The organism is Archangium lansingense, from assembly GCF_026626635.1.
GTDB lineage: Bacteria > Myxococcota > Myxococcia > Myxococcales > Myxococcaceae > Archangium > Archangium lansingense.
This window is the reverse complement of record NZ_JAPNKA010000001.1, coordinates 12,873,314-12,896,593: the sequence shown is the minus strand read 5'-3', so window position 1 is coordinate 12,896,593 and position 23,280 is coordinate 12,873,314. Positions and strand designations below refer to the sequence as shown.

Below are 23,280 nucleotides of genomic sequence, written 5' to 3'. Positions count from 1 at the left end.
TCTCCGGGGGAGCGAGGGCTCGCGCGTTCCGCGTGGCTGGCCCGGGTCGTATCGACAACACAGCAATCCCCGGGCCATTTCGGGGGCCAAGGAAATCCGAGGGCTTGGGAATGCGGTGGGTGGGCCAGCCGGTCGAAACGAACTACCCTTCTTCCAAAATGAAAGAGTCACCCATGCGAGCCAGGGACCTGCGCATCGAGACGCTGCTGGAACTGGACCCGAGGGAGGGCGTGCGCTTCGCGGGCGAGCGGGCGCTCATCCTGGATGCGGTAGCGCTGGGGATGCTGCGCAAGCAGCTGGTGGAGATGCTGGGCCTCACGGGGGCGCGGGCGGTGCTGACGCGCTTCGGCTTCGCGCACGGCTGGCGCATGGCGGAGGCGATGCGCACCGGCTTCCAGTGGAGCAGCGAGGCCGAGTGGCAGGCCGCGGGAGGGCTCATCCACACCCTGCAGGGGCTGCTGCGCGTGCGGTTGGAGGACAATGATCCGCTGGCGCCCCGGGGAGTCTCCGTCGAGTACTCATATGAAGCGGAGCAGCACCTGCTGCACCTGGGGCGGGCGGAGGCGCCCTCGTGCTGGACGCTGTGTGGCTTCGCCAGTGGCTACCTGAGCCGGGCGGCGGGCCGGCCCATCTATGTCCTGGAGGACCGGTGCGTGGCGCGGGGAGACGCGGCGTGCCACTTCGCGGGCCGGACGTTGGAGGAATGGGGGCGCCAGCTCGAGGAGCACCTGCCGTACTTCCAAGGGGAGGCGCTCGATGCCTCGCTGCACCAGGTGGCGAGCGCCCTCAAGCGCACGGAGCGCAAGCTGCGCGAGCGGGCCCGGGCGCTGGAGCAGGTGGTGGGCGAGCCGGAGGGCCCAGGGGGGCTGGTGGCGCGCAGCCCGGGGATGAGGCGGGTGGTGGACCTGGCCCAGCGGGCGGCGAGGAGCGAGGCGACGGTGCTCGTCATTGGAGAGAGCGGCACGGGAAAGGAGCGCGTGGCGAGGCTGGTGCACGAGGAGTCGGCGAGGGCGGGGGGCCCGCTGGTGGCCATCAGTTGCGCGGCGCTCACGGAGTCGCTGTTGGAGGCGGAGCTGTTCGGCCATGCGCGAGGGGCCTTCACGGGAGCGACGCACGAGCGGGTGGGGCTGCTGGAGGCGGCGGCGGGCGGGACACTGTTCTTGGACGAGATAGGGGAGATGCCGCTCGGCATGCAGGCGAAGCTGCTGAGGGCGCTGCAGGAGCGCGAGGTGCGGCGGGTGGGGGAGAACACGAACCGGCCCATCGACGTGCGAGTGGTGGCGGCGACGAACCGGCCGCTGGCCGAGGAGGTAGCAGCGGGGCGCTTCCGCAAGGACCTCTATTACCGGTTGCGCGTGGTGGAGCTGACGGTGCCGCCGCTGAGAGAGCGGAGCGAGGACATCCTGCCGTTGGCGCGGGTTTTCCTGGTGGACGCGGCGAGGCCGTTGGGGCGTACGGTGCCGGAGCTCGGGGCGGAGGTGGCGGATCAGCTCCAGCGCTACGACTGGCCGGGCAACGTGCGCGAGCTGCGCAACGCGATGGAGCGGGTGGTGGCGCTCTCGCGAGGAACGCGGGTGGAGTTGGAGGATTTGCCCGAAGACGTGCGAGCGGCGCTGCCGGTGCCGACGCTGACGGGAGAGGTGCGCACGCTGGAGGCGGTAGAGCGTGAGTACATCCTCGCGGTGCTGGCGCACAACGGAGGCAACCGGACGCGCACGGCGCAGGAGCTGGGTATTGGCGCGACCACGCTGTACCGCAAGCTCAAGAGCTACGAGCGAGAGACACGCCGCCGCAAGCGGTGAGCCCGCGGACAGGATTCAGGGACAGAAGCGCCGTATCCAGCGGCGCTGGTCCTCCATTCCTTCCTTGTCGTCGTGGAAGAACCAGCCGGTGACGTCCTGCTCGTAAATGAAAGGATCGAGCAGACGGGCGAGGACGAGGAATTGGGGTGGAATGGGCTCTTGCTCGGTGTCGATGGCGTCGGGCCATTCGCTGAGGGTGATCAGTGCTCGCTCACCCTCCAGGGCCTGGAAGGACATCTCTGGAAAGGGAAGCCGCTGCTGCAGGCTCTCGAGTCCGCCGAGCTGGCCGAGGAGGGGCTGGCCGAGGAAGGTGAGCCAATAGACGCCACGAGCGCGGGTTCCAAGGCGCCGGCTGGTCTCTTCGAGGTTGTAGACATCCAGGCCCGGATAGCGGTCTCTCAATGAGCGAACCGTGCCGCGAGCGGCGTACCACCAGTAGTTGGGGGCGACGAGAACAGGGCTGGCGTAGCCAAAGCTGAAGGGCAGCTCGCGAGCGAGCTCGAGGGCGAGGGCACGAACGCGTGCAGGACCGTGCTCCAGGAGGTACCCAGTGGGGAGGGTGAAGCTAACGGCACTGGTGGAGTTCTCGTCGCGGGCGAACACGGGCGCATCGAGCCGACGGCCGTAGTACTCGAAGTTGTAGCCGCCCACCTGGTCGCTGTGCTCCTGCAGATCGATGATGCGCGAGACCGGGCACGGGCGTTCGAGCATGTCCTGACGGAGGTCTTCCCAGCTCTCGCCGTCGAGAGGCAGGATTCCCCCTTCGGAAGCGACGTACCAACTCAAGGCCCCAGGAGGGATGGCTCGCAGATATGTCTGTAGGGCCCTCCACACGGCGGGAGCCACCTCTCCATGGGAGTGGCGCATGAAGAAGCAGAGAATGAGGCCGTCGCGAGCCACCAGGAAGCCATTGTCCGCTCGCACCCGGATATGGGGAATGTGCTCCTTCATCAGAAGAACCCTCGCGGCGTGAGGATGAGGGCCTTTCCATCCAGCGCCTGCTTGGGAGACGTCGCCTGATGTCGAGTCCTCACGGGCGTTCTTCTTGCTACGTTCACCTTGGACGGTCGGCTGGAGGGCAGGGGTACTTGAAGTCGATGATACGTACGGACGGGATGAGACCGTAGGCGACCGAAAGCGTCCGGGTTCTTCAGGGCGATACAGAATCTTGAGCGATCCTGCTACTTGGGGTAGCCCCTGCTCAGGCGATCAGGGTACAAAATCACTACTATGGCAACCGCGGACCAAGTCAAAGCGCTCATTCGGTGCCATGCAGCGGGCGATGACGCGCGCTTCTACGCGATCGCAATGCAGGTCGCCGCGCAGGCTGCTCGGAGCGGGCATAGCAAGTTTGCCCAGGAACTTCGTGAGCTTGTGGATCAAGTCAAGGCGAAAGCCAGTGCCATCGAGTCTGTGCGTGGGCAGAAGCCAGTCCCGCTCGCTCAGCCTCGGGGCGAACTGGCGGGCCTCCTCACAGTCGCCTACCCGAAGACTCGCTTAGTGGACATGGCCCTTACCGCCCCTCTTCGGGCCCGGCTCGATCGTGTTCTCGTAGAGCAGCGCCAGCGCGACCGGATCCGCGCCCACGGCTTTGTACCTATGCGCAAGCTTCTGCTCATCGGTCCCCCCGGAACGGGCAAGACAATGACGGGGGCTGCGCTTGCTGGAGAACTGGGAATTCCGCTCTTCACCATCCGTCTCGATGGGCTCATTACGAAGTACATGGGTGAGACGGCCGCGAAGCTCCGTCTCGTCTTCGATGCGATCCTGTCGACTCGAGGCGTGTACCTCTTCGATGAGTTCGACGCCCTCGGCAGTGAGCGAGGCTCGAAGAACGATGTCGGTGAGATTCGGCGTGTCCTCAACTCGTTCCTGCAATTCCTTGAGCAGGATGAGTCGGACAGCTTGGTCATCGGTGCGACAAACCATGTTCAGCTCCTCGATCGCGCGCTCTTCCGTCGCTTCGACGCAGTCGTGGAATACACCCTGCCAACAGTTGAAATTGCGATCCGTGTGATGAAGGCGCGGCTCAGCCTGCTCGATACGTCGGGCATCGACTGGGCGTGTGCGGCCAAGGCTTCAGAGGGCCTGAGTCACGCAGAGATCACGCATGCGTGCGAGCAGGCGGCGAAGAACGCGATTCTTGAGCAATCCGCCGCAGTTCGCGAGTCTGAGTTGGTTTGTGCCCTTGAGGAACGACGTGGCTCGCATGCGTAGGCACCGACGAGGCTGACCTGTGCCATCTTCTCTCAATCGTCCGCATATCATCGTTCCCGGCAAACCAACTGCGGAGCAGTACCGCCCGCATGGCAGGAGAATTAATAGCCCGAAGCCGCCCGCGCCGGCGAGCCGAACTGTGCACGGCAAGGCGCTCAAGAAGGCGTTTGAGTCGGCGGTTGTTGATGCACAGCAACGACGCGCGGCCGCAGGCATCGAAGTACATGGCGCTGTTCCTGGGCTCTACGTGCAGTTCGAGAGTGTGCCCAACGTTCCCCTTAAGCTTTCGTCGCTTGAGGATGCCCGGCAAGGCATCGAACTCGTCGCGGTCTCGCACGGGCTGACTGACGAGGCCAAGCCGAGACGCATCGAGCGAGCGACGGTCTTCGTGCCTGAGGGCAAGGTGAAGCACTTTGTATCGCGCTTCGAGAGCTATGCGAAGTCGACGCCGAAGAAGAAGGGCGAGCGCCGCCACGAAGAAATGCTCGATCCCGTGGCCACGCTGCGACTCGCAACGCTTCGTGGTCTGTGGACGGACGCGACCGAGGTCTACCCGAAGAAGGATGAGACCATCTGGTGGGAGATTTGGCTGCGTCGCCATGATGGCAACGAACTGCAGCGACTGCTGGAGTTTGCGGATCTGCAGGAACTCACCGTCGGAGCACGCCGCCTTCAATTTGACGATCGAGTCGTGATGCTGGTGCGGGGCACGCCGAAGCAACTTTCCGCTTCGATTGACGTGCTCAACGATGTCGCCGAGGTCCGGCGCGCGAAGGAGACTGCTACCGTCTTCGTCGACATGGGGCCCGATGAGCAGGTGGACTGGCTGAAGGAATTGCTAGCCCGGACAGTCAGCCCCGTCGCTGACTCGCCCGCAGTCTGTGTGCTCGACACTGGCGTGAATCGAGGCCATCCGCTCCTTGAACCTGCTCTCGCTGCCGCCGACTGTCACGCCTGTGACCCGGGCTGGGGCGTGCAAGACCACCATGGGCACGGTACCGAGATGGCGGGACTCGCGCTCTACGGGGACCTCACTCCCGTGCTCGCTGGCTCTGAGCCCGTACAACTCCGTCACGGTCTTGAATCCGTGAAAATTCTGCCGCCGGATGGTGCGAACTCACCCGAACTGTACGGGACCATCACTGCCGAGGCGACCGCGCGAGTAGAGGTTCAAGCACCGGAGCGGCGGCGCTGTTTCTCGATGGCGATCACAGCTACTGACGAACGGGACCGAGGCCAGCCAACATCGTGGTCTGCCGCTGTCGATGCGCTCGCAGCGGGCCGGAGCTTCGATGCGTCTAGCCAAGGCCTTGTTTACCTTGATGACGGCAGCGATCCTATGCGGCGACTATTCGTCGTCAGCGCAGGTAACGTTGACGCGAACGCACTCCAAGTCGCCCACCTCGATCGGAGCGACGCTGACCCTGTTCACGACCCTGCCCAAGCTTGGAACGCGCTGACCGTCGGTGCATTCACCAATAAGACTCTCGTCCAGCATCCGGAGTGGAACGGATGGCAACCTGTTGCAGCCGCAGGCGATCTGTCGCCGTGGAGCACAACGGGCGTGCTGTTTTCTGAAGCGTGGCCGATCACGCCCGACGTCGTGTTCGAGGGTGGCAATGTCGTAAAGAATGCGAAAGGCGAGATCGACTTCCCATGCCCGGATCTCTGCCTCCTCTCGACGCACTACCAGCCTGCGAAGAAGCCCTTTGTCATGAGTTGGGCGACCAGTGCTGCTACGGCGCAGGCTGCGCATATGGCAGCGATAATCTCTGCCGAGTACCCTACGCTTTGGCCCGAGACGGTGCGGGCGCTCGTCGTTCATTCCGCCGAGTGGACGCGAGCGATGCAGGCGCATTTGAAGGGCGCCGGTGGCAAGCGGGCACGAGCCCGGCTTGTGCGGCGCTACGGCTTCGGCGTGCCCCACCTCGACCGCGCCCTACGCAGCGGAAACGATGCACTCACGCTGATCGCTCAAGATACGCTCCATCCCTTCGTTGACGGGAAGATGCGCGAGATGCACCTCTTTGACCTCCCATGGCCGAAGGACGTGCTTCAGAGTCTCGGCGAGACACCGGTACGCCTGCGCGTGACGCTCTCGTATTTCATTGAGCCAAACCCTGGGCGTCGTGGCTGGAAGCATCGCCATCGGTACGCGTCGCACGGTCTGCGGTTCGAGGTGAAGGGGCCGACCGAATCGATGGAGGAATTCCGCAAGCGGCTCAATCAGAGAGCGCTCGATGAAGATGAAGCAAAACCACTGACCGGTGGCGATTCGTCGGACTGGTACCTTGGCGAGCAGGCTCGAAATCGTGGCTCAATTCACTCCGACATCCTTCAGGGCTTTGCTGCTGACCTCGCCGAACGTGGCGTCATCGGCATTTATCCAGTGAGTGGTTGGTGGAAGGACCAGCCGAAGCGCGACCGCAGCGAGAAAGGCGCGCGTTACGCGCTCGTTGTGTCGATCGAGACACCGGGGGTTGAGACGGACATCTGGACCCCGGTTGCCCAGCAGATTGGCCTACCAATCGCGGTTGAGACGTAACCTAAGTACCCGGGCCTAGATGGTCAGCACCTTGGGAGGCGCTCTTCCGCATTCAGGAAGTGACACCGAGGGGAGAAATGCATGAGGACGTGGTCCGGTTCGGCGCCACCATATACAACGAAGGCTCCGAGCCCCCGTGCTCGCGAAAATCTTACATTCCGTCCAGCAGGCCCATCCGGTCCTTGATTCGCAGCACGCGTCGCACCGCCGCATCCAACTGCTCGGCCATCTTCGGATCCGACTCCGCCATCTTCGTCAGGATGCCGAAGTAGTCCAGGCCCCCCGACCAGTCCGGCGGCTCGGTGGTGAGGATGAGATCATTGCCCGCGAGGAAGGCCCGCCGCACCACCTCTTCTCGCTCGGCGCCGATGCGCTCGGCGAGCGCGCGGATGGCCACGTCGTCGGTGACGGAGATCCACCCGTTCTCGTGCGCCATGGAGACGAGCGCAGGCTCGAGGATGGCGGGCCCCGGGCCGAGCTTCGCGTAGACGATATTCGACAGCATCACTCCGCCCAGGTACCGATCCGCGGCCCGGAATGCCGCTGCCTCCAGGCGCACACGTTCCTCGTCCCAGTCGGCGACGGCCTGCTCATGGTCCGAGTCCGCATCGAGGTCTCCATAGCCCGGGAAGTGCTTCCCAATGGAGACGACTCCAGCCTTCGCCAGCCCGCGCGCGAAGGCGGTGGCCTTCTGCTTCACCACCTCGGGGTCTCCAGAAAACGCGCGCCCGTTGCGGAACATGTGGCCCTTGGGCGACACGTCGAACACGGGCGCGAGGTTCATGTTGAGCCCCACCTCGCGCATGGCCTTGCCGACGCGCACGCCCCACGCTTCGACCTCGGCATCCTCCATCGTGGCCATGTCCCGCGCCAACGGGAGCTCCTTGAGCGAGGGATGCGCCTTGAGTCGGTTGAAGCCGCCGCCCTCGATGTCCACCGCGAAGAAGGGCGGAATGCGAGCGCGCTCGCGGGACGAGCGGATGCGCTCTTTCGCCGCGTCGAGCTTCCGGAGCGTCCCACCTACGAACAGCACCCCGCCGACTTCCACGGGGTTCTCCTTGCCGACCTGCGGATAGGCGAGGAGCAACTGCCCCACCTTCTCACGTGGGGATAGGGACTGGAGGATGCGCTCTACGCGCGCCTCATCGGGGACGCGGGCATGGAAGCCCTTGGGCTTCGCCGCTGGCGTCGGAGGGGTCGCTCCGGCGGCGTTGGACAGCACGAGCGTCAGGAAGATGAGCGATGAACGGAGCACGGCTCGCATGGCGGCGCAGTCTTCCATGAAGGTGGCCCTCTGGCCCGAATGGATTCACTGGCGCTCGACGGCACGTCAGGCTGCGAGCACAGCGGGCGACCTGGCTCGGTTCAAGAGCCGACGAGCTCGTCGTAGCCGCGGCCCTGGAACTCGAGCAGGCAGAAGCCATTGCCGAAGGGGTCGGCCAGGTTGGCCATGCGTCCCCACTTCTGTTCCTGGATGTCCCGCTCGAGTGTGGCGCCCGCGTCCCGGGCCCGCTGGACGACGGCGTCGAGGTCGGTGACGGTGAAATCCAAGTGGACGGGGGTCCAGTGCCGGCGGTAGTCGCGCACGGAGGATGCACCGGGACTCGACGGAGTTCCCGCCGGCTTCGCGAGCAGGTCGATGGGTGAGGACGCCCCGAGCAGCTCGGCCCAGTCGGAGCCCAGCCGGCGCCCGAGCTTCAACCCGAGGGTCTGGGTGTAGAACGCAATGGCCTTGTCCAGGTCCTCGACATCGATGCAGGCACGCAGCTCGATCATGGTCGTCCGTGGCTCCACGCTGGGGGCGGGGTAGCCTGCCAGGACACTCCGTCCCCTGGAACGGGTAATCGGGAGGAAGGGTATGCGCGGGGAGCTAACAGCACGCATTGATCGAGAGGGGTTCGCCATCCTCCCGGAGGCTGTCTCCTCCGCCGCCATCGATGCGCTGCTCGCAGCGATTGCCACGCTTCCCCCTGGCACCGAGCCACGGCGGCGTGGCGGTACGCGTGACCTCTTCGAGTCCGTGCCCGAAGTGCGTGAGCTTGCGCGCTCGGGAGCGATGCGCGAGGCGGCCGAGGCCGTGCTGGGTCCCGGCTGCTTCGCCGTGCGTGCCCTTCTCTTCGACAAGACGCCCGAGGCCAACTGGAAGGTCATCTGGCACCAGGACCTCACCATCGCCGTGCGCGAGCGCCGCACCGCTGAGGGCTTCGGTCCCTGGTCCGAGAAGGCAGGCATTCCCCACGTGCAACCGCCCGTCGTATTCCTGGAGTGGATGGTGGCGGTGCGCCTCCACCTCGATGACTGCGGAGCGGAGAACGGCCCGGTGCGTGTGCTGCCCGGCTCCCATCTCGCCGGGCGGCTCGGCCCCGAGGAGATTGCTGCGTGGCGTGAGCGCACTCCACCCATCGAGTGCCTCGTCCCGCGTGGCGGGTTGCTGGTGATGCGGCCGTTGCTCCTGCACGCCTCCTCTCCTGCCACCGTCCCCGCGCATCGCCGAGTGTTGCACTTGGAGTACGCGGCGGAGTCACTCCCGGATGGGCTTGAGTGGCACGAGCGCTGGTAACGCCGCTACGGTCGCGGGGTTCGTCCCCCTTCCTGGGAGCATCTGTCCATGTGCCGTTGCTTCACCGTCCTCCTGCCCGCGCTGCTGGCCCTCTGCGCGGCGTGTACCGAGCCCACGCCCGCGGCCCTGCGCTTCAAGACCCAACCCGCCAACGGCTATGCGCTGGAGCGGTTGTCTCCGGTGGAGGTGGAGATCCTCGACGAGGACGGCGACCGCATCGAGAGTTCGAATGCCGCGGTGCTGCTCTCGCTCTACGCGGGGGCCTATTCCTCCGAGCTCGTGGGGACGCGCTACGTGGTGGCGGAAAAGGGGGTGGCGCGGTTCCATGAGCTCTTCGTCACGAAGGAGGGCATCGATCTCCAGCTCGTGGCGACTCTGAACGGCGGCCTGTCCGTTCGCAGCGATGATTTCTCCGTCGCGCCGGTGAGTGAGCCGCCCGTGGGAGTGGTCTTCCGGAGCGCGTTCCTGGACGTCGAGGCGGGCCAGCCGCTGCCCACCTTCGAGGTGGCCATCGTCACCGAGGCGGGAGTGCCCTACACGCGCACGGATGCGCCAGTGGAGGTCTCCCTGGCCGGGGTGCGAGGGGGAGATCTCTCTGGCACGCTCGTCGTGAATGCGGAGCGGGGCGTGGCCACGTTCACGGGCGTGAGCGTCTTGCAGTCAGGGGAAGGTGTGGCGCTCCACACGAGTGCTCCCGGGCTGACTGGGATGACGAGCCAGCCGTTCGACGTGGTCCCCGTGGGCGCGTCCCGGCTCGTGTTCCGCGTGCAGCCGAGCTTCACCCGGGTCGGTGTGCCCTTCTCACCGGTGGTCGAGGTCTCGGTGGTGGATGCCTCGGGCAAGGTGATGACGACGCCGGAGCGGCCCATCACCCTGTCCTTCGGCAGCAACCTCTACAACGCCCAGCTCACGGGTCCGCGGACGGTGGAGACGGTGGATGGAGTGGCGTCCTTCCCGGGCCTCGCGGTGGACCGCTACCTCATCGACTCCACGCTGATTGCCCGCTCCCTTGGCTCCGTAGGCGCCGAGAGCGCGAAGTTCTCCGTGGCACCGTGAAGGACCTCTGGGCCGCGGTGGCTCCTGCTCACAGTGCGCCGCCGCGGCGCAGCTCCCGCACCACGGCAATCACATACAGCGTGAGAGACACCGTGAGCAGCAGGCTCCCCAGCATGTAGAGCCCCACGAAGCTGGCGCGGATGCCGAAGAGGATGGGCAGCATCATCAGCAAACCCACCAGGGTGAGGAGGACGGCGGCTCGAATCAACTTGTCGGGCGAGGGCGCGTTCATGCGGAGTCCTCAGTGGACGGCAGCGCGGGTGGGCGCGCGGCTCGGGCGGGACGGGTGCGGCAACCCGTGGCAGGTGAAGCAGTTCATCTCGTCATTCGCGAGCTGCTTGCCCAACGCCCGGTGGCTGTCCACCCGGGTGAAGGCCGGCGCTGTGGCGTGGCAGGCCAGGCAGTTGGAGTTGGGATAGGTGCCCTTGAACGTGATGGGCTCTTTCCACGTGTCCGTCACATACAGCAGCCAGTGGCGGAAACCGTCGCGCTTGGACTCCACGGTGCCGAAGATGCCGTAGCCCGTGTGGCACGCATAGCATTGCTTGGCCGGAATGGCTCCCGAGCGGTAGTGCCGTGCCGCCAGTGTGGCGCTCTCGGGGTTGTGCATGTCCACCACGAAGGGGTCCATCACGTGGCAGGACTGGCAGGCCTCGACTGCCTTCATCGACTCGAACATGTGCCCCGTGGTGCCCAGCAGCGCCACGCCCGGCAGCACGAAGAGGCCGAGCAGCAGCGTCCACCGGTACGTCGAGCGCGCCATCTTCGACTTGAAGACGAACTCCACCAGCACCAGCCCCACCACCGCCGCGACAATGGACACCAGCGCCACGACCTCCAACGTGCCCCCCAGCGTGGCACCGTGAGGAGGCTCGGGCGCGGCCATCGCCAGCACGCTCCAGGGATGCATCACGTGCCCTCCTTCATGCGCTCCACCCGCACCGCCGCCACCTTGTACTCGGGCTGTGCGGAGATGGGGTCCACGGCGTCGCTCGTCGCCGCGTTCACCAGGTGCTTCATCGAGTGCATGAGCGCGAACACCACGCCCGGCCGCACCCGCATGCTGGGCTTCGCCAGCAGCTGCACCGAGCCGCGTGCACTCGTCACCTGCACCAGGTCTCCCTCCTTCACGCCCATCACCGCCGCGTCTCCGGGGTGGATCTCCAGATAATCGATGTCGATTCCCTGCAACTGCGGAATTCGTCCCGTCAGCGTGGCGGTGTGCCAGTGCTCCAGCCGGCGCCCGGTGGTGAGGGTCATCGGGTAGTCGCTCGTCAGCGCTTCCCGGAAGGGGCCCTGCTCGGAGAGGTAGACGATGGCGCGTCCGTCCGGCCGCGCGTAGAAGTCGATGCGTCCCTCCTTCTTCGCCAGCGGATCCTTCCCTGGCACGTAGCGGTGGCAGGTGCCCGGGTGGTCCTCGCTGGGGCACGGCCACACCAGCCCTGGCAGCTTCCTCAGCCGCTCGTAGGTGATGCCGGTGAAGTCGTAGGTGCTGCCGGCGGAGATCCTCCGCCACTCGTCCCAGACAGCCTCGGGCGTGCGCGCCTTGAGCAACTCCCCGTGCCCGAGCCGCTCGCCGAAGGCCACGAGGATGTCCAGGTCCGAGCGCGCCTCCCCTGGCGGCTCCACCAGCTTCTCCACCAGGTGGTAGCGGCGCTCGGACTGCGAGAAGACGCCTTCCTTCTCCGCCCACATGGCCGCCGGGAGGAAGACGTCGGCGAGCTGGGCGGTGTCGGTGGGGAAGATGGAATCGCAGACGACGAGGAAGGCCTTCTCCATGCCCGCGCGGTAGCGGTCCGCGTTGGGCAGCGAGCGTGCCGGGTTGGTGGCCATCACCAGCGCCGCGCGCACCTTGCCTTCGCGCATGGCCTCGAAGAGCGGCACGGCGGACAGGCCCGGAGTGGGGGAGATGCGGCCCTCGGGCAGGCCCCACAGCTTCTCCATCTCGTGTCTGTCTTTCTCCTTGGAGACGAGTCGTCCGGCCGGCAGCGCGTGTGCCAGCGTCCCCGTGTCGCGCACGCCGCCGCCCGCGTTGGGCTGGCCCGTCAAGGAGAAGGGCGAGGCCCCGGGGCGCCCTATCTGCCCGGTGAGCAGGTGCAGCGCCATCACCATCCGGTTGGCGGACACCCCATGCGTCTGCTGGTTGAGCCCCATCGTCCAGAAGCTCGTCACCGCCTGGGAGATGCCCCACAGCCGCGCGGCCTCGCGGATCTCCGCCGAGGACAGGCCGCACAGGTCCGCCACCTTCTCTGGCGAGTAGTCCTCGAGGAACTTCTGGAAGTCCTCCAGGGTGAGCGGCTGCGTGTCTGCCGAGCCCTTGCGGAAGGTGAGGAAGTCATTGATGAAGGCTCGGTCCACGAGCCCCGTGCGCAGCAGCTCGTGGGCCATGGCGTTGAGCAGCGCCACGTCCGTGCCGGGCCGTAGCTGCAAGTGCAACGTGGCGTCGCGGGCGGTGGGCGTGCGCCTCGGGTCCACCACGATGACGCGTGTCTGGGGTGCGGTGCGGATGCGGTCTCGCACGCGCTCCCAGACGACCGGGTGGCACTCGGCCATGTTGGCGCCGATGACGAAGAAGAGCGTGGCGTGCTCGATGTCGTCGTAGCAGCCCGAGGGCTCGTCCGCGCCGAACACGGACTTGTAGCCGAACGCCGCTGACGCCATGCACAGGCGCGGGTTGCCATCGACGTTGTTCGTCCCGATGCCACCCTTGAAGAGCTTGTTGGCGGTGTAGCTCTCCTGGGAGAAGAGCTGCCCCGAGCCGTAGTACGCCACCGCGTCTGGCCCGCCCTGGGCAATGGCCTCGCGGAAGCCGGAGGCCGCTGCGTCGAGCGCCTCGTCCCAGGAGGCCCGCACGAGCTGCCCGTTCTTGCGCACCATGGGGTACTGCGCCCGGTCCGAGACGTAGAGGATTTCGCGATTGAGCAGGCCCTTGATGCAAAGCCGGCCGCGGTTCCAGCCTTCCTGGAGGCCCTCGACCTTCACCACCTTGCCGCCGCGCAGGCCCACGCGCGTCTCGCAGCCCGAGCCGCAGAAGCGGCACACGCTCTTGTGCCAGGAGTCCACCGGGATGGCCTCCTCCCGAGTCCATCCGATGCACCCGGGCCCCGCCAGGCCCGCCGCCGTCACTCCGAAACCGTGGAGGAGTTCCCTCCGTGTCATGCTCATGCCGTCCCTCCAGCAGGGCCGGGTATCACAGCCCAGAGTCGGGCGGCATCACTCGTGCGTGTGTCTCAAAGTTCGTGGAGCTGTCGGCTCATCGACGACTCGGGCCCTGGGGGCTCCTGAGATGCAAGACGGTGAACGGTGCCACGGGGGTGCACGGGGTGGGGCACGGGGACGAGTACCCTCACCCTGTCCCTCTCTGTTCTCGAGAACTCAGCCGCCCTGTTCAGCGGCGCGCTCCTGCGGCTGCTGCGCGGGAGGGCGCGAGACCGGTAGGAGTCCGGCGTCGTCGGGTACGGGGCTGCTCCCATCCGTCGCGCGGCGGGGCGCGGTGGCGGCAGGAACTTCCGCTGGCTGCTCCTGCGTCCCGGGGACCTGTACCTTGGCGAGTGCCTCGCGCGCCGGGGCCGACTGCGGATGCAGGGCCACGGTACGCTCCAGCCAGCGCAGCTGCTCCTCTTTCCTGCCGCGCTTGCCGAGCAAGCCCGCGATGCGGAGCATCTCGTCCACGTAGTCCGGGTGCAGGGACGTGTTGGCGGTGGCCATTTCCAGGGCGGGCCAAAGAGCCTCGGGGTCCTTCACCTCATCCAGCCGGACGCGCCGCAGCTCGGACACTTGCGAGCGTTGCCATACCTCGTCGAAGTGCCGTGCATCCTTCTGGAGCGACTCGCTGAAGCGCAGCGCGGCGGGACAGGGCACTTGCTCGCACGCGGCGAGGTAGTCGGTGAAGAAGGCGAGCGGACCCCGTATGGGGTACTCGCGGAGCTTCTCGGGCCCGAGTGTCTTCTCCAGTGTCTGGGCCATGTGTGCGCCCACGCGGATGAGGAGCGAGCCCTCGCGGGGTTGGTGGGCGGCGCGCACGCGCAACAGCGCGGCCTGGGGGTCCTGCGCAATGGTGGCGCGGTCGAGCAGCGCGGACATCCGGGTGAAGGCCTCGGGGAGGTCTCCCAGCTCAGGGAGCGCGCCGGGGCCGCGAGTGGCCCACAGGTGGTAGGAGAGCCCGTAGGTGAAGAGGCGGGCGAGGCCCTCGTGCACCACGGCATCCACCGGGTCCACCATGTGCGCGTCGCGGCGGACGAGCCCGTCCTCCAGCAGCGTCTCGAGGATTCGGGTGGAGATGCGCCGCTGCCGCTTCGCCTCGCCCTCCAGGTTGCTGGCGATCGCGATGACGACGTCCTCGGCGGGCAGCATCACCAGCAGCGAGGTGGTCTCCGGCTGGCCTCCGGCGTGGGCCACCATGTAGTGGCCGCGCAGCGGGTAGGTGGCGAAGCCCATGCCGTAGTCGGTGAGCTGGCCCTCGCGGGTGCTCATGGGGGCCTGCATCATCCTCGCGGTCTCCGCGGGCACCAGCTTGTGCTGGAGGATGGCCTGGCCGAAGGCGAGCAGGTCCTCCACGGAGGCGCGGGTGCCCCCGCCGGCGAAGCGGCTGGAGACATCGAGGAAGTGTGAGGGGACGAGCTGCCCCCTGTACTGGCGGTAGCCCACGGCGTGCTGCTTGTTGCGGGTGCGCGGGTCATCCAGCGCGGCGTGGCGCATGCCGGCGGGGCCGAAGACCTGGGCCTTGAGGTAGCGGCCATAACCACGCCCCGAGGCCTTCTCGACGGCGGCGCCGAGCAGGTTGTAGCCCCAGGTGGTGTAGACGAACTTCGTGCCGGGCTCAGCGGCCAGAGGCTTGTCGGCGAAGAGGGCGAGGGCGCCCGCGGTGTCGAGGTGCTGGGTGTTCTCCGCCGACTCGGGCCCGTCGTAGTGGGGCACGCCGCCGAGGTGGCCGAGGAGCTGGCGGATGGTGAAGGTCCACTGCTTCTCAGGGTACTCGGGCACCCAGGAGCGGAGGTCCGCGTCGAGCTCGAGCTTGCCCTCTTGCACCAGCTGCATCACGGCCACGGCGGTGAAGGACTTGGTGATGGACGCCATCCGGTACGTCGTCCGGGGCGTGGCGGGCAGCTTGTGGGCAATGTCTCTCAGCCCGTAGCCCTGTACCCAGCGCATGTCGCCGTGGATCACGCCCACCGAGAGCCCCGCATGGGGCCCCTTGGCGAGCTCGGCGCGCACGAGCGCATTCAGCGCACGCTGCACCTCGGCGGGGAAGGGCTTGTCCTTACTCCGGGACGCGGCGGCGGCGGACGTGCGGGCCGGTGCCGGGGTGGGAGCGGTGAGGCAGAGGACGAGAAGCGCGCAGAGGAGCGCTCTCACTGCGTCTCCTCGGAGGCCTGGAGCGGCGGGGCGAGGGCGGCCTGGCGGCGGGGATCTCCCGCGTCCACCCAGGAGCGCAGCAGCGCATCGGTGATGAGCTGGCCGAGGATGTCGAGCCCGTGGCTGCGCGGGTGGACGAGGTCCTCGTGGACGAGCCCGGCTTGGACGAAGCGGGCCAGCGAGCCGGAGCCGCCCATGGCGGAGAAGATGTCGAAGAAGGCGCAGCCCTCGGACAGGGCAATCTGGCGCTCGATGGAGATGACCTCGTCGAGATAAGGCCGCTGGGCGAGCTTGTTTGCGCCGTTACCACCCCGCACGGCGTCGATGGGGCCCACCACGAGACAGGCGCTGCCAGGGGCGGCGGCGCGCGAGCGGCGGACGAGGGAGCGCAGGCCCTCCTCGACCTCGGCGAGATTGGAGCGGCCCCACTCGAGGCGCTTGGCCTCGTTGCCGCCGAGGATGAAGAGAAGGAGGCGGGGCGAGCGCTCGGCGAGCTGGGTGCGGAAGATGTCCTCGCGGGCGCGCAGGAAGAGGTTGGCGTCGGCGGAGGGCACCCCGAGGGTGTCGAGCACGATGCCGGGACGCTGGTGCTGGAGCACGAGGCCGAGCACCACGGCGCCGCGGCCCTCGGCGATGACCTCCAGGTGGCGAGTGCCCTCGGGGATATCGAAGGCGAGGGCCTGAGCCTGACCGGAGCCCTGGGGCTCGGCGCGGGCGAGCTCCTTGCCATCAGCATGGACGGAGAGCTGGCCGGCGCGGGGCACATCGAGCCACCACAGGGTTCCGTGCGGCTCGTTCTCGAGCGCGAAGCGGCTGCTGGCCCTGGCGGTGGTGGAGCGGTGGTAGATGCCGGTGATGCCGAAGGGCAGCTCGGCGAGCTTGAGCTCGCCCAGGGTGCGAGGCTCCCAGCCGCCGCGAGCGAAGCCGGTGCGGACGCGAGGCCCGTAGGGGCCGAGCCGGTCCATGGTGAGTACGCCGCGCCCGCCGTCTCCGAAATTGGCTCCGAGCTCTTCGCGGATGATGTCCACGATGCGGTCACCGGCGATCAGCGAGTTGCCGAACGCGGAGATGACAGCGGGGGAAGAGGCCCCGCGGGAGGAGAGGGCGTCGAGGGACTCGAAGAAGGGGGAGAGCGCGGTGCGGGAGCAGGTGGTGCCGGAGGGCGCCACGCACGGGTTCTCCAGCCGGGGCTCCCGGACGCCGAGCTTCTTTCCAATCTGGTACAGCTTGAGAGCGCGGGGGGAGGGAGGGGGCAGCACGCGGCTGACGGTGAGGGCTGCGTCAGAGGACGGCGGGGTGGCCTGTGCGGCAGGGGCAGCCTGGGCGAGCCGGAGAGGCTTGTCGGGCGAGGCAGCCGGACGAGAGGTACGCGGAGCGCGGGCCCGTCGGGGAGCCTGGGGTTCTACGGGAGCTGACCAGGACACCCAGAGGAGGGCACCGAGGAGGAAGGGAACGAGGAGGACGACCGCCCACCGCCTGCCGCGAGAAGCTTCGATCATGCGGCGGGGAACTCTAGACGAAAGACTCCAACCGAGACAGGAACCGGCCGATCAGCCCGACCACGTAGCAGCCTGTCGCTCGTCTGCTCACTTGCTCTTAACGAACAAGCTCACGCCCAGAGCAACAACACGCCCAGAGCAACCCCCCAGAACAACAACACTCTCAGAGCAACAACACTCCCTCTCCCTCTGGGAGAGGGTCGGGGTGAGGGTATCTCGACCCCCGGGTTGCACCCCGGAGACGAGGCTCAAGGGAGGGCCTTGTCCTCGCGGCGCAGCACTTCACCTTCCACCACGGTGGTGCCATCGGGAGACACGGGGTGGCCGAGCGTAGCGACAAGCTTGCGGTGGGCCTCCTCGAGCCGACGGTGGAGGGTATTGAAGGTTTGCTGGGCGGTGCTGGGCATGTCCTCGGTGTAGGTGAAGTACCAACGCAGCGTGTCGAGACACTCATAGAAGTGGTCGACGACGGACTGCTCGAGCACGGGCAGGTGGATGAGCTCGTGGAAGGTGGCCGAGGAGTAGCGGGTGGAGATGGTGTTGAGCATGGGCTCGCGGCTGCGCAGGCGGGAGAAGAGGACGAACATCTCGCTGCGTCGCGCGTCGAGCCGCCGCATGATGTTGGCGGCGTCGAGGGCGATCAGGTTGCGAACGCGGGCGGTGTTCTCATCGGCCTGTTTGCGGCGAGCCATGGGCTGGGGAGCCTACCGCCAGGAGCCCGGGTGCCTCCAGTTGACAGCTCGGGGTTCCGTAACTATACAAGTTACAGAAAGGAGGTCGGACCCGATGAGCACCAGCAGCCGATTCGCCGTGGCCATCCACGTGCTCACGCTCCTCGCCTACAGCGGCGGCGAGGCCCTGACCTCCGAGTTCATGGCGGGAAGCGTGAACACCAACCCGGTGGTCATCCGGCGGATGCTGGCGGCGCTGCGGGCGGCGAAGCTCGTGAGCTCACAAGGCGGGCCTGGGGGCGGCTGGCAGCTCCTGAGACCCCCGGAGGCCATCACCCTCCGGGATGTGTACCGGGCGGTGGAGGAGAGCACGCTCTTCCCTCTGCACAGCCGAGAGCCGAACCCCCGCTGTCCGGTGGGGGCCAACATCCAGACGGCGCTCACGGCTCATTTCGAGGTGGCGCATCAGGCGCTCGAGCAAGAACTGGCGCGCACCACCATCGCGGACGTGATGCGCGAGGTGAAATCCCTCGCGGGCTGAGGGCCTTGCCCAGGCGGGCCCCTCATTTTTTTTACCCTCATCCGTAACCATGTTGGTTACGAAAAACACAGGACGGAAGGAAGAGAGCCATGAAGATCGCACTCTATGGAGCCACGGGAACCATTGGCCGCCGCATCGCGCAGGAGGCGCTGTCGAGGGGCCACCAGGTGACGGCCATCGCGCGCAACCCGGAGGGCTTCGAGCTGAAGCACCAGAACCTGAAGGTAGTTGCAGGGGATGCGAACGAGCCGGCGAGCGTGGCGCAGGTGGCGGCGGGCCATGACGCGGTGGTGACGGCCATTGGCCCGAAGCAGGGCGAGGCCACCGAGGTGCTCACTGGCATCGCGAAGTCCCTCGTGACGGGGACGCAGCGAGCGGGGGTCCGGCGGCTCTTGGTGGTGGGTGGGGCCGGAGGCCTCGAGGCTGCGCCGGGCCTGCGCGTGGTGGACACGCCGTCCTTCCCTGCCGCGTGGAAGTCCATCGCGCTGGCGCACATCGCCGCGTACGACGTGTTCCGTCAGGCGGACCTCGACTGGACGTTCTTCGCCCCGCCAGCGCTCATCCAGCCGGGGGAGCGCACGGGCAAGTACCGCACGGGCACGGACCAACTGCTGACGGACGCCAAGGGCAACAGCGCCATCTCCGCCGAGGACTACTCGGTGGCCCTCATCGACGAGCTGGAGAAGCCGAAGTTCCTGCGCCGCCGCTTCACCGCGGCGTACTGACGAAGCGCCAAGGGGGACGAGTGGCACCGTCCTCGCCGCCCGCTGGACACATCCCCGGGCCTTCGTGTGCTCCTCTGCCGCACAGGTAACGCCCCACGCATCTGTCACACGGTTGTGATTGAACCCGCGCACGGCTCGGGGGAAGACAGTCCCCATGGCCCCGACGAACCGTACGCCGCCGAACGAGCCTTCGTACGACCTGCTGCACCTGCGAGGCCGTCATCCGCTCGAGGCCCTCTTCAATCCGCGCAGCGTGGCGGTGGTGGGCGCGAGCGAGCGGCAGGGGAGTGTGGGGCGCACCCTCCTCTGGAACCTCATCAGCAACCCCTTCGGGGGCACCGTCTACCCCGTCAATCCGAACCGGAAGAGCGTGCTCGGCATCCGGGCGTGGCCCTCGCTCCAGGCGCTGCCCGAGCCGGTGGACCTGGTCGTCATCGTGACGCCCGCGGACACGGTTCCCAGCGTGATGCGCGAGTGCGCGGAAGTCGGGGTGAAGGGCGTCATCATCATCTCCGCGGGCTTCAAGGAGGTGGGCCCCGAGGGCGTGAAGCTGGAGAGAGAGGTCCTCCAGATTGCTCGGGAGGCGGGCATCCGCATCATCGGCCCCAACTGCCTGGGAGTGATGAGGCCCACCACGGGGCTCAATGCCACCTTCGCGGGAGAGATGGCGCGGCCGGGCAACGTGGCCTTCATCAGCCAGAGTGGCGCGCTGCTCACGGCCATCCTCGACTGGAGCCTGCGCGAGGCGGTGGGCTTCAGCGCCTTCGTGTCCATGGGCTCGATGCTGGACGTGGGGTGGGGCGACGTCATCGACTACCTGGGCAACGATCCGCGCACGCGCAGCATCCTCATCTACATGGAGTCCATCGGGGACGCGCGGGCCTTCCTGTCAGCGGCACGCGAGGTGGCGCTGCACAAGCCCATCATTGTCATCAAGGCGGGGCGGACGGCGCAGGCCGCAGCGGCGGCGGCTTCACACACGGGCACGCTGGTGGGGAGCGACGAGGTGCTGAGCGCAGCCTTCCGTCGTGCGGGCGTGCTGCGCGTGGACTCCATCGCGGACCTCTTCTACATGGCCGAGGTGCTGGCCCGGCAGCCGCGTCCGATTGGTCGGCGGCTCACCATCCTCACCAACGCGGGAGGCCCGGGGGTACTGGCCACGGACGCGCTGGTGATGGGCGGCGGCGAGCTGGCGAAGCTCTCGGACAAGACGGTGGCGGAGCTGAACAGCTTCCTGCCTCCGGCCTGGAGCCACGGCAACCCGGTGGACATCCTGGGCGACGCGGACCCCGAGCGCTACGCGAAGGCGCTGGAGGTGGCAGGCGCGGACAAGAACAGTGATGGCCTGCTCGTCATCCTCACGCCGCAGGACATGACCGAGCCTACGCAGACAGCGGATCGGCTGAAGCCCTACGCGAAGCTGGGCAAGCCGGTGATTGCCAGCTGGATGGGAGGCTCGGAGGTGGCGGCGGGTGAGCGCATCCTCAACGACGCGGGGATTCCGACGTTCGGCTATCCGGACACGGCAGCGCGCATCTTCAATTACATGTGGCGCTACAGCTACAACCTCGCGGGCCTGTACGAGACGCCGGTGTTGGCGGAGGAGCCCCCGGGGCGCGAGGAGGCGGAGCGACTCATTCGCGAGGCGAGAGCGGCGGGCCGCACGCTGCTGACGGAGTACGAGTCCAAGCGGCTGCTGGAGGCGTACGGCATTCCCACGGTGGAGACGCGGCTGGCCGCGACGGTGGACGAGGCGGTGCGCGAGGCGGAGTCCCTGGGCTACCCGGTGGTGCTCAAGCTGCACTCGCACCGGATTGCGCACAAGACGGACGTGGGCGGGGTGAAGCTGAACCTGGGGACGGCGGAGAAGGTGCGTGAGGCCTTCGAGGCCATCCGCCGGAAGCTGGAGGAGCTGGGGCGGGCGGACGGGTTCGACGGGGTGACGGTGCAGCCCATGGTGAAGCTGGAGGGCTACGAGCTCATCGTGGGGAGCAGCCTGGATGCGCAGTTCGGGCCGGTGTTGCTGTTCGGCGCGGGCGGCACGCTGGTGGAGGTGTTCAAGGATCGGGCGCTGGCCTTGCCGCCGCTGAACACGACGCTGGCTGGGCGGATGATGGAGCAGACGCGCATCCACGAGGCGTTGAAGGGCGTGCGCGGGCGCCCACCGGTGGACCTGGGAGCGCTGCGGAAGTTGATGGTGCGCTTCAGCCAGATGGTGGTGGAGCAGCGCTTCATCCGGGAGGTGGACATCAACCCGCTGCTGGCGTCGGCGGAGCGGCTGGTGGCGCTGGATGCGCGCGTGGTGCTGCACGGCCCGGAGGTGAAGGAAGAGGAGCTGCCGCGGCTGGCCATCCTCCCGTACCCGGCGAAGTACGTGGAGCGGTGGAAGATGAGGAACGGGGAGGAAGTGGTCATCCGTCCCATCCGCCCCGAGGACGAGCCGAGGATGGTGGAGTTCCACAAGACGCTGTCGGAGCAGACGGTGTTCCTGCGGTACGCGGGGATGATGAAGCTGGACCAGCGCGTGGCGCACGAGCGGCTGGCGCGCATCTGCTTCAACGACTACGGCCGGGAGATGGCGCTGGTGGTGGACGGGGGAGGGATTCTCGCGGTGGGGCGCCTGACGCGGCTGCCGGGGACGGAGGACGCCGAGTTCGCGATGCTCATCAGTGACGCGGTGCAGCGGCAGGGCCTGGGGTCCGAGCTGCTGCGACGGCTGGTGAACGTGGGGCGCGATTGGGGGCTGAAGCGGATAGTCGCGGACATCCTCCCGGGCAACGGGGCGATGCAGCGCGTCTGCCGCAAGCTTGGCTTTCAAATCATTCAGCCCCAGGGCCTGGACGAGAACGTGGTGAGCGCGGTGAAGGTGCTCTGAGTAGCGGAGCCCGCGGGCCGGGCGAGACAGGGGGTGTGTGGAGCGAAGGGAATGAGTCGGGCTAGAAACCTGGGATGCGCTCCCCCCACCCGACCCTGCGTCTGCTCACCCTGTTGCTCGTCAGCATGATGACGATCATGGCGAGCGCCGCCATCTCGCCCTCGCTGCCGAGGCTGCGCATGGCCTTCGAGTGGGTGCCAGGGATTGAGCTCTGGGTGCGGCTGGTGGTGTCGCTGCCGGCGCTGTTCACCGCGATGGGGGCGCCGCTGGCGGGAGTGCTCATCGACCGCTTCGGACGCAAGCGCCTGCTGGTGGCGTCGGTGGCGCTGTACGGCGTGGCGGGCTCGTTGCCGGGAGTGCTCACGTCGCTGCCGCTCATCCTGGTGTGCCGCGCGCTGCTGGGCCTGGCGGTGGGAGGGCTGATGACGACGGCGGCGGCGCTGATCGCCGACTACTACGCGGGCCCCGAGCGGGGCGTGGTGCTGGGGCGCCAGGCTGCCTTCATGGGCGTGGGCGGCTTCGTCTTCATGCTGGGCGGAGGCCTGCTGGCGGACATCCACTGGAGGGCGCCGTTCGCCGTCTACCTCTACGCGTTCCTGATCCTCCCGCTCATCCTGTTCTTCCTCCCGGAGCCGGAGGTGAAGCGGGGTGCGGCGGCCGGCGGGGCGGGGCGCGTGGCGCTGCCGTGGAGCACGCTGTGGCAGGTCTACGCGCTGGCGATGACGGGCATGATGATCTTCTACCTGATTCCGGTGCAGCTGCCCTTCCTGCTGAGGAGGCTCGGGGTGCAGTCGTCGGCGTTGGCGGGGCTGGCGGTGGGAGTGTCCACGGTGGTGGGCTCGGTCGTGTCACTGCGCTACGCGCGGGTGCGCCAGCTGCTCGGATACCGGAGCATCATGGCGGTGCTCTTCGCGTGCATGGCGCTGGGCTATGTGCTGGTGGGGATGTCGCAGTCGTACGCGGCGGTGGTGGGAGGGCTGGCGGTGTCGGGGCTGGGCCAGGGGCTGCTGACGCCGAACATGGCCAACTGGGCGGGAGAGGTAGCGCCGGAGGCCGCGCGAGGCCGGGTGATGGGCCTGCTGACGACGAGCCTCTTCCTGGGTCAGTTCGTCTCGCCGCTGCTCGCACAGCCGCTGATTGGCGCGGTGGGACTGAGCGGAGCGTTCCTGGCGGCGGGAGGCCTGCTGAGCGCGTTGGCGGGGACGTTTGGCGCGCTGGCGTGGCACGCAAGACCGCGGGAGCGGAGCGAAGCAGTCCAGAGCGCGGAGTAATCCCCTGAACCCAGAACGCAGAGTGAGCCCCCTGAACCCAGAACGCAGAGTGAGCCCCCTGAACCCAGGGCGCAGAGTGGGCCCACTCCACCCTCGCCCTCCGGGAGAGGGGACGGGGGTGAGGGTATTGGGTGTACCCGGGTTCCCCCTAGGAGCCTGTCGG

The 23,280-nt window shown here is 67.6% G+C and carries 18 protein-coding genes; 9 read left to right on the top strand and 9 right to left on the bottom strand.

What is annotated here, in order from left to right:
• Positions 1–173 precede the first annotated feature (173 nt).
• Complete coding sequence (locus OV287_RS51875) at positions 174–1,802, top strand: sigma-54-dependent Fis family transcriptional regulator (protein ID WP_267541533.1); 1,629 nt, start codon at positions 174–176, stop codon at positions 1,800–1,802.
• Between the two features lie 15 nt (positions 1,803–1,817).
• Here OV287_RS51875 and OV287_RS51870 read toward each other — a convergent pair whose 3' ends face one another.
• Complete coding sequence (locus OV287_RS51870) at positions 1,818–2,753, bottom strand: DUF3396 domain-containing protein (protein ID WP_267541532.1); 936 nt, start codon at positions 2,751–2,753, stop codon at positions 1,818–1,820.
• A gap of 279 nt (positions 2,754–3,032) precedes the next feature.
• Here OV287_RS51870 and OV287_RS51865 point away from each other — a divergent pair, with 279 nt between their 5' ends.
• The gene (locus OV287_RS51865; protein WP_267541531.1) at positions 3,033–4,019 is read left to right on the top strand and encodes an AAA family ATPase; all 987 of its coding nucleotides are present in this window, start codon (positions 3,033–3,035) and stop codon (positions 4,017–4,019) included.
• 19 nt (positions 4,020–4,038) lie between these two features.
• A complete protein-coding gene (locus OV287_RS51860) occupies positions 4,039–6,564 on the top strand; it encodes a S8 family peptidase (protein WP_267541530.1) in 2,526 nt (841 codons plus the stop codon).
• 151 nt (positions 6,565–6,715) lie between these two features.
• Here the strand turns inward: OV287_RS51860 and OV287_RS51855 are convergent, their stop codons facing one another.
• Both OV287_RS51855 and OV287_RS51850 read right to left on the bottom strand, forming a co-directional pair.
• Positions 6,716–7,828, bottom strand: coding sequence for a glycoside hydrolase family 3 N-terminal domain-containing protein (locus OV287_RS51855; protein ID WP_267541529.1), 1,113 nt, complete (start codon positions 7,826–7,828; stop codon positions 6,716–6,718).
• 101 nt (positions 7,829–7,929) lie between these two features.
• Positions 7,930–8,340 carry a VOC family protein gene (locus OV287_RS51850; RefSeq protein ID WP_267541528.1) on the bottom strand — a complete coding sequence of 137 codons (411 nt, stop codon included), beginning with the start codon at positions 8,338–8,340 and terminating at the stop codon, positions 7,930–7,932.
• 82 nt (positions 8,341–8,422) lie between these two features.
• Here OV287_RS51850 and OV287_RS51845 point away from each other — a divergent pair, with 82 nt between their 5' ends.
• Together OV287_RS51845 and OV287_RS51840 are read left to right on the top strand one after the other, a co-directional pair.
• On the top strand, positions 8,423–9,124 hold the full coding sequence (locus OV287_RS51845) for a phytanoyl-CoA dioxygenase family protein (protein WP_267541527.1): 702 nt from the start codon (positions 8,423–8,425) through the stop codon (positions 9,122–9,124).
• Positions 9,125–9,172: 48 nt separating this feature from the next.
• A complete protein-coding gene (locus OV287_RS51840) occupies positions 9,173–10,180 on the top strand; it encodes a hypothetical protein (RefSeq protein WP_267541526.1) in 1,008 nt (335 codons plus the stop codon).
• A gap of 28 nt (positions 10,181–10,208) precedes the next feature.
• On the opposite strand, the gene OV287_RS51835 is transcribed toward OV287_RS51840, so the two are convergent.
• The 6 genes from OV287_RS51835 to OV287_RS51810 all read right to left on the bottom strand — a co-directional run bounded on the left by OV287_RS51835 (position 10,209) and on the right by OV287_RS51810 (position 17,726).
• Positions 10,209–10,412, bottom strand: a complete 204-nt coding sequence (locus OV287_RS51835) for a hypothetical protein (protein WP_267541525.1) — start codon at positions 10,410–10,412, stop codon at positions 10,209–10,211.
• 9 nt (positions 10,413–10,421) lie between these two features.
• Entirely contained in the window at positions 10,422–11,090 is a 669-nt protein-coding gene (locus tag OV287_RS51830) for a hypothetical protein (protein ID WP_267541524.1), read from the bottom strand.
• Positions 11,090–13,345 (bottom strand): molybdopterin oxidoreductase family protein, encoded by a 2,256-nt coding sequence (locus OV287_RS51825; protein ID WP_267541523.1) that lies wholly within the window; start codon positions 13,343–13,345, stop codon positions 11,090–11,092. Before OV287_RS51825 ends, OV287_RS51830 begins: the two co-directional genes overlap by 1 nt.
• 210 nt (positions 13,346–13,555) lie before the next feature.
• Positions 13,556–15,535: a serine hydrolase gene (locus tag OV287_RS51820; RefSeq protein WP_267541522.1), complete on the bottom strand. Its 1,980-nt coding sequence runs from the start codon at positions 15,533–15,535 to the stop codon at positions 13,556–13,558.
• Positions 15,532–17,034: a GDSL-type esterase/lipase family protein gene (locus tag OV287_RS51815; RefSeq protein ID WP_267541521.1), complete on the bottom strand. Its 1,503-nt coding sequence runs from the start codon at positions 17,032–17,034 to the stop codon at positions 15,532–15,534. The genes OV287_RS51820 and OV287_RS51815 overlap by 4 nt, the downstream gene beginning before the upstream one ends.
• A gap of 248 nt (positions 17,035–17,282) precedes the next feature.
• Positions 17,283–17,726 (bottom strand): hypothetical protein, encoded by a 444-nt coding sequence (locus OV287_RS51810; RefSeq protein ID WP_267541520.1) that lies wholly within the window; start codon positions 17,724–17,726, stop codon positions 17,283–17,285.
• 94 nt (positions 17,727–17,820) lie between these two features.
• Between OV287_RS51810 and OV287_RS51805 the strand changes: the two genes are divergently transcribed.
• From OV287_RS51805 to OV287_RS51790, 4 genes are all read left to right on the top strand, one after another.
• Entirely contained in the window at positions 17,821–18,246 is a 426-nt protein-coding gene (locus OV287_RS51805) for an Rrf2 family transcriptional regulator (RefSeq protein WP_267541519.1), read from the top strand.
• A gap of 89 nt (positions 18,247–18,335) precedes the next feature.
• Positions 18,336–18,971, top strand: coding sequence for an NAD(P)-dependent oxidoreductase (locus OV287_RS51800; protein ID WP_267541518.1), 636 nt, complete (start codon positions 18,336–18,338; stop codon positions 18,969–18,971).
• A 154-nt stretch (positions 18,972–19,125) separates the two neighbouring features.
• On the top strand, positions 19,126–21,846 hold the full coding sequence (locus OV287_RS51795) for a bifunctional acetate--CoA ligase family protein/GNAT family N-acetyltransferase (RefSeq protein ID WP_267541517.1): 2,721 nt from the start codon (positions 19,126–19,128) through the stop codon (positions 21,844–21,846).
• Positions 21,847–21,920: 74 nt separating this feature from the next.
• Positions 21,921–23,117 carry an MFS transporter gene (locus OV287_RS51790; RefSeq protein WP_267541516.1) on the top strand — a complete coding sequence of 399 codons (1,197 nt, stop codon included), beginning with the start codon at positions 21,921–21,923 and terminating at the stop codon, positions 23,115–23,117.
• Positions 23,118–23,280 lie beyond the last annotated feature (163 nt).

Coding starts and splice junctions, on each gene's coding strand:
- OV287_RS51875 (WP_267541533.1), top strand. CDS start 174: ATGCGAGCCAGGGACCTGCGCATCGAGACGCTGCTGGAACTGGACCCG.
- OV287_RS51870 (WP_267541532.1), bottom strand. CDS start 2,753: ATGAAGGAGCACATTCCCCATATCCGGGTGCGAGCGGACAATGGCTTC.
- OV287_RS51865 (WP_267541531.1), top strand. CDS start 3,033: ATGGCAACCGCGGACCAAGTCAAAGCGCTCATTCGGTGCCATGCAGCG.
- OV287_RS51855 (WP_267541529.1), bottom strand. CDS start 7,828: ATGCGAGCCGTGCTCCGTTCATCGCTCATCTTCCTGACGCTCGTGCTG.
- OV287_RS51850 (WP_267541528.1), bottom strand. CDS start 8,340: ATGATCGAGCTGCGTGCCTGCATCGATGTCGAGGACCTGGACAAGGCC.
- OV287_RS51845 (WP_267541527.1), top strand. CDS start 8,423: ATGCGCGGGGAGCTAACAGCACGCATTGATCGAGAGGGGTTCGCCATC.
- OV287_RS51840 (WP_267541526.1), top strand. CDS start 9,173: ATGTGCCGTTGCTTCACCGTCCTCCTGCCCGCGCTGCTGGCCCTCTGC.
- OV287_RS51835 (WP_267541525.1), bottom strand. CDS start 10,412: ATGAACGCGCCCTCGCCCGACAAGTTGATTCGAGCCGCCGTCCTCCTC.
- OV287_RS51830 (WP_267541524.1), bottom strand. CDS start 11,090: ATGCATCCCTGGAGCGTGCTGGCGATGGCCGCGCCCGAGCCTCCTCAC.
- OV287_RS51825 (WP_267541523.1), bottom strand. CDS start 13,345: ATGAGCATGACACGGAGGGAACTCCTCCACGGTTTCGGAGTGACGGCG.
- OV287_RS51815 (WP_267541521.1), bottom strand. CDS start 17,034: ATGATCGAAGCTTCTCGCGGCAGGCGGTGGGCGGTCGTCCTCCTCGTT.
- OV287_RS51810 (WP_267541520.1), bottom strand. CDS start 17,726: ATGGCTCGCCGCAAACAGGCCGATGAGAACACCGCCCGCGTTCGCAAC.
- OV287_RS51805 (WP_267541519.1), top strand. CDS start 17,821: ATGAGCACCAGCAGCCGATTCGCCGTGGCCATCCACGTGCTCACGCTC.
- OV287_RS51800 (WP_267541518.1), top strand. CDS start 18,336: ATGAAGATCGCACTCTATGGAGCCACGGGAACCATTGGCCGCCGCATC.
- OV287_RS51795 (WP_267541517.1), top strand. CDS start 19,126: ATGGCCCCGACGAACCGTACGCCGCCGAACGAGCCTTCGTACGACCTG.
- OV287_RS51790 (WP_267541516.1), top strand. CDS start 21,921: ATGCGCTCCCCCCACCCGACCCTGCGTCTGCTCACCCTGTTGCTCGTC.